The following is a 9,497-nucleotide window of genomic DNA, read 5'->3' on the forward strand; positions in this document are numbered from 1 at the left end:
TCCGTGTCGCAATCACCACCATGCCGTGCCAAGGAGAGCATAGAACAATTGTCAAGGCTTGGCGAGCATCGGCCAATCGACCGCAATGGTGTAAATTCCGCTCAGGTCCCGGGCTGCGGAACTCCGGCAAAATGGTGTTGCGGGAACAAGCAGTCTTGTTGGCGAACAATGGAGCTGAGTGGAGAATATTCGCTGCGCTACCTGCCGCTGTCTTGAAGCCGGTCACGCTGGACCAGCCAAGCGAGGGAAACGCCCGGCTTACTCCATCCTGCTTCTCCCGCGGAATGCAGCTGGCGGCTCTTCGATTGAAGATTTCGACCATACGAAGCAGGCCGCGAAGCGCGTCCGGGCCTATTTGCAGGCACCTGCTCAAAGCCGCGACATGAGCCAGCCGCTAGCCCTTTATGTTCGACAGCAGTCTTTCAGCTGCTGCCGCCGACCGTTTGAAAACGATGGTCACCTTCGTCCCTTTGTTGGGGCTGGACTCGACAGCTAACTGCGCCTTGGCGTTCTCGGTCAGCGATCGCGCGATCAGCGCTCCGAGCTTGCCTGGCTTGGGCCACACCTCGCCTTCCGGCAGGCCGATTCCGTCGTCCGCCACTATAACCCGGCAGCCGTCGCCATCGACGATGCTGTGCAGCGTTATCGTGCCGCCGTCGCGCCCCCGGAAGGCATGCTTTAGTGAATTGGTCAGCAATTCGTTGACGACCAGCCCCGCCGGCATGGCGACGTTTATTGACACCGGATATGTATCCACCTTCATATCCAGCCGGATCCCCTCGACTGCATGCGAGCTCATCACCGCGGACGCAATCTGGCTGAGATACACACCAAGATCGACCTCCTCTTTCGGCTCGTCGGCCGTTAGCGTCTGGTAGAGGATCGCCAAAGCGTCGACGCGACCGGCAAGCCGCTCAAACCGTCTCCGGTCGGCCTCGGTCGCGTTGCGGCTTTCCAGCCGGATCAGTGCGGTGATCATCTGTAGGTTGTTCTTCACCCGGTGCTGCAGTTCGCGCAGCAGTGTGTCTTTCTCGCTGACAAGCTCCTCCACCGAGCGCTCATCTCCCGCCTCGCCATGGGCCGATACGTCGACCAGCGCCACCAGCCGGAAGCACATCTTGCCGTTGTCGTCCTCGATCACGTTGGAATAAACGTCCACGATCGTCGGCTTATCTTCGTTGCGTTCCAGCCTGTAGGTGCCGACAAAATCGGTTTCCTCGACCACGGCCTCGGCAAGTGGCCGGTCCTTCTGCTCGTGGAGGCCTTTGCCCAAAAGGGCTGCCCAGTTTCCTCGTGTGAGCATAGCGGCCGTCAGGCCTGACAGTTTCTCGAATTCCGGGTTGGCGTAGACTACGCGCTCCTCAGCGGCCAGGTTCGCAACGGCAATGGCGATCGGCACCTGGTCAAGGAATTTTTTGAACTGTTCGCTTTCCAGTGCCGTTGCAAGCTCAGGTGTATCAAGCAACTGCTCGACCGCCTCGGCCTTTTCTGAATCCGGTGTCATTTGCGCGCCTGTTCCGTGCGGAGAATATCAACAATGCAGCGCGCCCGCCATCGCCAAAGCTGCATTTGACGCACCGCGTCATGCACCTGACAACAAGCTTGCGTCGTGCGCAACGGCCATACGTCTAAGATTGCGACCGGCCGAAGGAGAGCGGCAGGCGCCGGGTGCCACGCCTTGTGCCCTTGAAGGGGTGAGGCGGCCCCCGCGGCAAGTGGCTCCGCTGAATATTAAGCTTTTGGTAACCCTCCAAACTCGAAGGCTAAATGGTAATGGCTCCTTTTGCTCTCAATAGGTGTTAGGCCCGATATCGAGGCGAGCAAGAGGAGAAAGGACCAAAATGGCCAACGTACTGAACGCCAAGGGTGTTCCACTCCCCTACAGCGGATCCTCCGTAAAGTGGTATTCGGCGACGAATTCCGGCCCGACACTTTATGGCAGCATCTACAACGACTCAATGTACGCCGACGGTAGCGTCACCGTGACGATGTACGGCGGCAAGGGCGATGACATCTATTATCTGTATTCCTCCAAAAACAAAGCGGTCGAGCTGCCCAACGAGGGTGTCGACACCATATCGACCTGGATGAGCTACAAGCTCCCAGCGAATTTCGAAAACCTGACGGTCACCGGCGACAAACACTATGCTTTCGGAAACGAGCTAAACAACATCGTTGCCGGCGGCTCCGGCCAACAGACGCTCGACGGCTTGCAGGGCGATGACGTTCTCAAGGGCGGATCCGGGGCGGACATTTTCGTCGTGACCCCCGGCAATGGCAGTGACCTGATCCTCGATTTTGGCGTCGATGATACCGTGCGTGTCGGGAGTTACGGCTTCACCTCCTTCGAGCACGTGCACGCCAACATGGTTCAGTCGGGAGCGAACGTCCGACTTAATCTGTCCAATGACGAATTTCTCGTTTTCGCCAACAAGACCGTCGACCAGTTCACCCCAGGCCAGTTCGATCTGGCCCTGGACAGGTCGCATCTGGAACTCACCTTCTCGGACGAGTTCAACACGCTCAACCTGTGGAATGGCTCGAGCGGCACCTGGGACTCGAACTTCTGGTGGGGTGCCGCGAACGGCAGCTCGCTCACGAGCAACAAGGAGCTTCAATGGTATATCGACACCAACTACGCCCCGACGCGTTCGGTCAACCCGTTCAGTGTTCAGGACGGTGTTCTCACGATTACCGCCGCCCAGGCTCCCGCGGCAATCCAGCCCTACATAAACGATTACAAATACACGTCAGGTTTGCTGACGACCTATGAGTCCTTCGCACAAACCTACGGCTATTTCGAAATTCGGGCTGACATGCCCGAAAAGCAAGGTGTATGGCCGGCCTTCTGGCTTCTCCCGGCTGACGGCTCCTGGCCACCGGAACTGGACGTCGTGGAAATGCTCGGTCAGGATCCAAACAAGCTCATTCTGACAAGCCACTCCAACGAGACGGGAACTCATACGACAGTGTCCTCGACGGCCTATGCCGCCGATACCGAAGGGTTCCACAATTACGGAGTGCTTTGGACAGAAGACGAACTCGTCTGGTATTTCGACGACGTCGAAGTTGCTCGTGCCGCAACGCCTTCCGATATGCACGACCCCATGTATATGCTGGTCGATCTCGCGGTTGGTGGCCTGGCGGGAGCGCCCGCCGACGGGCTTGCGACACCTGCGGAAATGCAGATCGACTACATCCACGCGTACGCGCTGAACGATTGGCATATCTAGGCGCAACACCTGACGGTGGCTGCGGTATGGAGACACCGAGCCTGATTGCGGGCACGATCCTTGCGCCGGCGACCGAACTGGAACCGATGTGAAGGCGATGTCGCATTCCCATTCGTCCGAGCCGCCACGAACAACCCTCGCTGCGGTTTTGGCTTCTTTCCGCCGCGCGTTCGCTGGAATTGCCCTGATGAGCGGCGTCGTCAATGTTCTGGCGCTGACCGGCTCGTTCTTCATGCTGCAGGTCTATGATCGGGTCGTACCCGGCCGCAGTGTGCCGACGCTTGTCGGGCTTGCCATATTTGCCGGCATGCTGTTCATTTTCCAAGGCGTTCTTGAGCTTATCCGGTCGCGGTTGCTTGTGCGCATCGGGATGGCTTTGGATGCGCGATTGAGCGGGCAAGTCTATACCGCCCTTATGCGTTTGCCCTTGCGCACCAAGCTCCCAGGCGACGGCCTTCAGTCGTTGCGGGATCTTGACCAGGTGCGTTCGTTTCTGTCGAGCACTGGTCCGACTGCGCTTTTCGACCTGCCCTGGATGCCGCTGTATCTGGCAATATGCTTCCTGTTCCATCTCTGGATCGGCATGACGGCGCTGGCAGGCGCCGTCATTCTCTCTAGCCTGACTGTGCTTGCCGAAGTTCGCACCAGGGAGCCTGCGAAGAGGGCAAACAGCCAGGCGGCCGCGCGCAATACGCTTGCGGAGGCGACGCGTCGCAATGCAGAGGCTCTGCAGGCGATGGGCTTTGGCGCGCGCATGGCCGAGCGCTGGTCAAGCGTCAACGCCGACTTTCTCAACACGAACGCAAGAGCCAGCGATCTGGCTGGGACGCTCGGCACGATCTCGAAGATCCTGCGCATGATGCTGCAGTCGGGTATACTGGCGATCGGCGCCTATCTGGTCATTCATCAAGAAGCGACAGCCGGTATTATGATCGCCAGTTCGATTATGATGAGCCGGGCGCTCGCACCGGTCGAACTGGCTATCGCCCACTGGAAGGGTTTCGTCAGTGCTCGCCAGGCATGGACCCGGCTGAGCCAGCTTTTGGCCCTGCTTCCTGAAACTGCCACGAGTGTCTCGCTGTCTGCACCTGTATCTTCTCTTGCGGTAGAAAGCATCTGCGTCACGCCACCCGGCGAGCGTCGTGTGGTTGTGCAGGATGTCGGGTTCGCGCTAGAAACGGGTGCCGGCCTTGGCATCGTCGGACCGAGCGCGTCTGGAAAATCATCGCTTGTCCGAGCAATAGCCGGGATATGGCTTCCAGCCCGCGGGACCGTCAGGCTGGACGGAGCAACGCTCGACCAGTGGTCGCCGCAAGAGCTGGGCAACCATGTCGGCTATCTGCCGCAGGATGTGCAACTGTTCGATGGCACCATTGCCGAGAACATCGCACGCTTCGAACCTCAAGCCTCTTCGGACAAGATACTGGCGGCTGCGCGCGCGGCCGGCGTTCATGACCTTGTCGTCCATCTGCCGGAAGGCTACGAAACGCGGATCGGCGAGGCCGGATCGGCGCTTTCGGCGGGCCAGCGACAGCGGGTTGCGCTCGCACGGGCCCTTTATGGCGATCCGTTCCTGGTTATCTTGGACGAGCCCAATTCCAACCTCGATCCCGAAGGGGAGGCCGCGCTGGCGGCTGCAATTGAGGGCGTGCGGGCGCGAGGCGGCATTGCTGTCGTCGTCGCCCATCGGCCGAGCGCCCTAGGAAGCCTGGATCAGGTACTCGTGATGGCCAACGGCCGTGTCCAGGCGTTTGGCCCCAAGAATGAGGTCTTGAGCAAGGTAACCCGTTCGGGCGGCGTTCCCCTGAAGGTCGTCTCCGGCCCTGAGGAGGCGACACACTGATGACCCAACACGCGGCATCCGCGATCGACCGGACCATCCGACGCTATCTGTTCGGCGGTGTCGCGGTCTGCATGCTCCTGGTTGGTGGGGCAGGAAGCCTGGCCGCGGTCACGGAGCTTTCCGGAGCCGTCATTGCTTCGGGAAGGCTGGTTGTCGATTCCAGCGTTAAAAAGGTGCAGCATCCAACGGGTGGCGTGGTCGGTCAGATCCTCGTGCGAGAAGGCGATGCCGTGAAGGCGGGCCAGGTTTTGATCCGTCTCGATGGAACCGTGACCCGCGCCGATTTAGCCATCGTCACCAAGGGCCTGGATGAATTCGAGGCCCGTCTGGGCCGCCTCGAAGCCGAGCGCGATGGCACTGACACCATCGCCTTCCCGTCTTCGCTGACGTCGCGGCAGGACGATCCTGAGATCCGGCGTGCGATGGCCGGCGAGCAGTCCTTGTTCGAATTTCGTCGCCAGGCACGCGCTGGCCAGAAGGCTCAGTTGAGAGAGCGCATTGCTCAGCTCGCCGAAGAAGTCGCCGGCTTGAGCGAGCAAAGGGATGCTAAAAGCCAGGAAATCAAATTGATCGGGCTTGAGCTCGACGGCATGCGCAAGCTCTGGGAACGCAAGCTGGTTTCAATCGATCGCATAACGACGCTTGAGCGTGACGCAGTCCGGCTTGAAGGCGAACATGGGAAGCTGACTGCGGCAATCGCGCAATCGAAGGGCCATACATCCGAAATCCGCTTGCAGATCATTCAGATCGGCCAGGATTTGCGCAGCGAGGTGGCAACCGAGCTCCGTGACGTCCAGGCAAAGCTCGCCGAGTTGGTCGAGCAAAAGGTCTCGGCCGAAGATCAGCTCAAGCGTATCGATATACGCAGCCCGCAAACTGGCGTCGTCCATGAGCTTGGCGTGCATACGGTCGGCGGCGTCATATCCGCGGGAGAGCTCATCATGCAGATTGTCCCTGTGACAGACGATCTGACCGTCGAGGCGCGTGTGGCACCGCAAGACATCGATCAGCTGATGCCAAGGCAGAGCGCAACGTTGCGACTTTCGGCCTTCAACCAGCGGATAACGCCAGAGCTGAATGGTCTCGTCAGTGAGATCTCCCCCGATCTCAGCATCGATGAGCGAAACGGCGCGAGCTTCTATACTGTGCGTGTCAGCCTGCCGCGCACAAAGCTTACAAGGCTGAAGGGCCTGACCTTGTCGCCCGGTATGCCTGTCGAGGTGTTCTTCTCGACCGGCAGCCGCACAATGCTGTCTTACCTCGTAAAACCTCTGGCAGATCAAATCCAACGGGCGTTCAGGGAGGATTGAGTTCGCGTGACGGACTCGGCCATAACCCATGCCGTGCTTAGAGCGTGACGATTTTAGGTTGCGGCATACTCGGCCTCGGTGAAGGAGTTGGCGCATTCCTTTGATGTGAGAGTGTCGTGGATTTTCCCGATGCTCGCAGACGGCGTCGGTGTTGCGTCTGGCGGCCGTTCTCAGCAGGTGTTTGGTTTGGCGAGGAGCATCTCGATCGGATCAGGTCTGGCGAGTATTTCGGCAGGAAGAAGAGCTTGGCGCCGGCGTTGCTGACGGCGTGCCGGACGGCCTTGTCGATGAGGACGATGTCGCCCGGCTTGAGGGTCGGCAAGAGCACCTTCTCGACATAGAGCCGGAAGCCATTGATCGGCCCGTCTGTGAGCATGGGGCGGCCCGGTCCACTGCGCCCGCCGACGCGCCAAGTCGGGCCGATCTTGCGCGCCCCGCTGGATGATGACGAACGGCTATCGACATCTTCTTCCTTGTCGCTCCAACCGTCGGTTGGTGGACGCATTGCCGGTGATACGCCTAAGGTTCCCGAACGGTCCGCGCGCACCGGGCAAGCCCAACCCGCATCCCCCCGCCTGGTGCAAAGGCGCTCGATCGGTCCCGCCGTCCTGGCATGTGCGGCGGGACTTTTTGTGATCGACCTTGGAACACCGCCTCGCGGTGAAGGTCCAACTTCCCCTCACACGATTGCTGCCAGGTCGGTTCCCGAAGCCGGCGTCCCCTGGGGGATACGGGCTTTCATTTTCAGCCTGCTTTGTCGCAGTGGCGCTAAGTACGAGCTGCTCCTGGTACCTCGTCCAAGAGATTTGGACCGTTGCCCGCGGGCATCTGGCCGTCGGGCGTAAGCTTGTCTACCGCGTCGGGCAGTTCCCTCGTGAGCCGGTCGAGAAGTTCTTCATTAGACAATCCGGTTTGCTCAGCCAAATCGCTCAACGTTTGCGGGTCAATTGCTTTCTCAACCTGGTCGCGCTGAACGGGCCGGTTGGATCCTTTTCCCACCCAAGAATCTACCTGATCGCCCGCACCCGCATTTCTGAGACGGTCCAGGATGTCGCCGAGGCCGCCAGGGGAGCCAGCGCTAGTGTTGGGATCTGTCGATTTCCTACCAGCGATCAACTCGCCAATCTTGTCTCTATTCTTGTAGGCAAGCAGGCCCAGCAACGCTATGGCGACCTTTCCTATATCAAGGCTCATTTCGCATCTCCTTCTATGAGCAAGGGAGAAGGCATGCGGCTTTGAAAGGTTCCACGGTTGTGCTGCTGGGCCGATATTCGGCTCGGTTTTAGCCGGGCGATTGCGGCTTCTCGGCTCGCTTCTGGCTAGACTTCAGCATCCGTGCCTCCGCAGAGTCAGATCGCAGCTCGCGTCCTCGCTCCGGAGGCGCGGGCTTTCCATATTCCGTCACCGATTGTGGGCGACACCCTTATCAAAATCTTGCATTAGAAACTTGGAACATAAGTGAAGCAGAAAACACTGTTGGCGCCATGGACAAGAACGATGGCGACACAATCGTCCTGGTTGGCTTCCGAGCCGCCTGCCTGGAGTGTGATCCGAGCAGATAGGCGACAAGGATTTCGAGAGAGACCGACGGCAAAATGGGCTGGACGATAATGGTCACGAAAGCCAGGTGAGATCACAATCTTGGCGAGGAACAGGAGGACGCCGCCCTCGACAGCCAACCATCCGTGGTTCCGTTGCTCCTGGTCTATGTGCTCTCGATGTTGGGACTGATCGGTACGCGCTCGCTCCTTCGTAATTTCTACGACGCCCGCTCACTTCCGGCTCGCGCGGCTCTTCAGCATTCAGGCCTCGCGCAGCAATGATGCATGGTCGGTGCCGATCATCGATCTGCTCGCGCGCCTGCGCCTGCGTAATGCCGGTTTCATCGGCTAAGACTTGGGCCTGCCCTCCTTCAGTCGCTCGCGGGCGGACATGTCTTTTCCCATGTTGAAAGCCTGCCAAGTTTATGTTCGGCCCTTTGGAACCCAATGATGGCAAAGCGGCTTGTTCCTTGAGCTGCCAGCGCGCAAAGGCTAACTCGGCTCATCGGGCTCGGAATTGTTCAACAAACGTGCACTGCTGCTGAATATGAAAAAGCCGCTGGTCCTTGTCGCTGAGGATGAGCCAATGATCGCGCTCGATCTGGAAGTGAACCTTCGCAAGGCCGGTCTTACAGCCGCTCTGGCACCAACCTGTGAGAGGCTCAAAGGTGGTTGGCAGAGGAACGTCCGGGGTGGCGGGCCGCGGCGTCCGACTAGAGTGGGGCTTATGTTCCAATCAACGGAACCGTGACGGTTGTCGCATAATTAATCGGATACCGGTCGAAATACGGGAACTCGATTACGAACGCATATTGGGCGGTCAGATGTGCCATGCGAAAGCCGCCGCTGGGGGCGTCGATTGCTATCGTTACGTCGACATCGGTTAATCCCAAACTCAGCAATTTTGCCGTGGCTATCGCTTTTATCTCGGCTTCGGTCAGCGAATTCTTCATTTGCAGCGCTCGTGAGGACGTTTCCAAAGTATAGCGAACACTTGACATGGCATTCAGAGCCCAGCCGAATGCGAAGATGCCGATCAAAAGCATTATCAGAATAGGCGCGATCAGCGCGAACTCCAGTGCGGCTCCGCCTGATGCCTCACGTATGAAGGCTCTCCCTTTAGCGAACACGTATCACCTGTTTGTGGCTGAGCTCGCGCGAGAGGGAAAACGCGCCGAAACTGAAGGGCGGGGACCAGGTGGCCGTCGCCTGTATTACGAGGAAGACCGAGGGGGCTTTCAAAGTGTCGCACAGGACCGATGGATCGGCCACGATGTTCCCGCACATGTATTTCCGGCTCACTGCCACCTGCGCGCCATCAGGATGGTTTTCCCAGCTCGAAAGAGCGACAGCTTGGATGGTCGTATCCTCGACTGCTCCTTGCATCACGAGGTTCGCCGCGGTTTTGACGCCTGCACGCATCGACAATGCGCTCGAGACAAAAGACCAGCCGTCGATGATGCCAAGAAGTACCAGGCAAAGGATGGGCAGAACCAGCGCAAACTCTACCGCGGCAACACCCGAATCACTCCGGAACATCCGGACTTGTAGCCGATCCACGAAAACTACT

General features: G+C 59.2%; 8 protein-coding genes. 3 read left to right on the plus strand and 5 right to left on the minus strand.

Translation table 11 applies throughout. The features are described from left to right. Positions 1 to 394: 394 nt before the first annotated feature. Entirely contained in the window at positions 395 to 1,504 is a 1,110-nt protein-coding gene (locus NKI70_RS25465) for a sensor histidine kinase (RefSeq protein WP_352725123.1), read from the minus strand. Positions 1,505 to 1,841: 337 nt separating this feature from the next. Here NKI70_RS25465 and eglC point away from each other — a divergent pair, with 337 nt between their 5' ends. From eglC to NKI70_RS25480, 3 genes are all read left to right on the plus strand, one after another. Continuing rightward, positions 1,842 to 3,233: an endo-1,3-1,4-beta-glycanase EglC gene (gene eglC, locus NKI70_RS25470; protein ID WP_352725125.1), complete on the plus strand. Its 1,392-nt coding sequence runs from the start codon at positions 1,842 to 1,844 to the stop codon at positions 3,231 to 3,233. 97 nt (positions 3,234 to 3,330) lie between these two features. Beyond that, positions 3,331 to 5,076 (plus strand): type I secretion system permease/ATPase, encoded by a 1,746-nt coding sequence (locus tag NKI70_RS25475; protein WP_352694419.1) that lies wholly within the window; start codon positions 3,331 to 3,333, stop codon positions 5,074 to 5,076. After that, positions 5,076 to 6,386, plus strand: a complete 1,311-nt coding sequence (locus NKI70_RS25480) for an HlyD family type I secretion periplasmic adaptor subunit (RefSeq protein WP_352725127.1) — start codon at positions 5,076 to 5,078, stop codon at positions 6,384 to 6,386. The genes NKI70_RS25475 and NKI70_RS25480 overlap by 1 nt, the downstream gene beginning before the upstream one ends. Positions 6,387 to 6,423: 37 nt before the next feature. Here NKI70_RS25480 and NKI70_RS34050 read toward each other — a convergent pair whose 3' ends face one another. The 4 genes from NKI70_RS34050 to NKI70_RS25500 form a co-directional block, all read right to left on the minus strand. Further along, positions 6,424 to 6,933, minus strand: coding sequence for a hypothetical protein (locus NKI70_RS34050; RefSeq protein ID WP_502894716.1), 510 nt, complete (start codon positions 6,931 to 6,933; stop codon positions 6,424 to 6,426). Between the two features lie 221 nt (positions 6,934 to 7,154). After that, entirely contained in the window at positions 7,155 to 7,580 is a 426-nt protein-coding gene (locus NKI70_RS25490) for a YidB family protein (protein ID WP_352725129.1), read from the minus strand. A 1,072-nt stretch (positions 7,581 to 8,652) separates the two neighbouring features. Beyond that, on the minus strand, positions 8,653 to 9,057 hold the full coding sequence (locus NKI70_RS25495) for a TadE/TadG family type IV pilus assembly protein (protein WP_352725131.1): 405 nt from the start codon (positions 9,055 to 9,057) through the stop codon (positions 8,653 to 8,655). Continuing rightward, positions 9,047 to 9,497, minus strand: a 451-nt coding sequence (locus NKI70_RS25500; RefSeq protein WP_502898933.1) for a TadE/TadG family type IV pilus assembly protein, incomplete at its 5' end; no start/stop codon positions are given. The genes NKI70_RS25500 and NKI70_RS25495, both read right to left, overlap by 11 nt.

The organism is Mesorhizobium sp. M0500 (genome assembly GCF_040321165.1).
GTDB lineage: Bacteria > Pseudomonadota > Alphaproteobacteria > Rhizobiales > Rhizobiaceae > Mesorhizobium.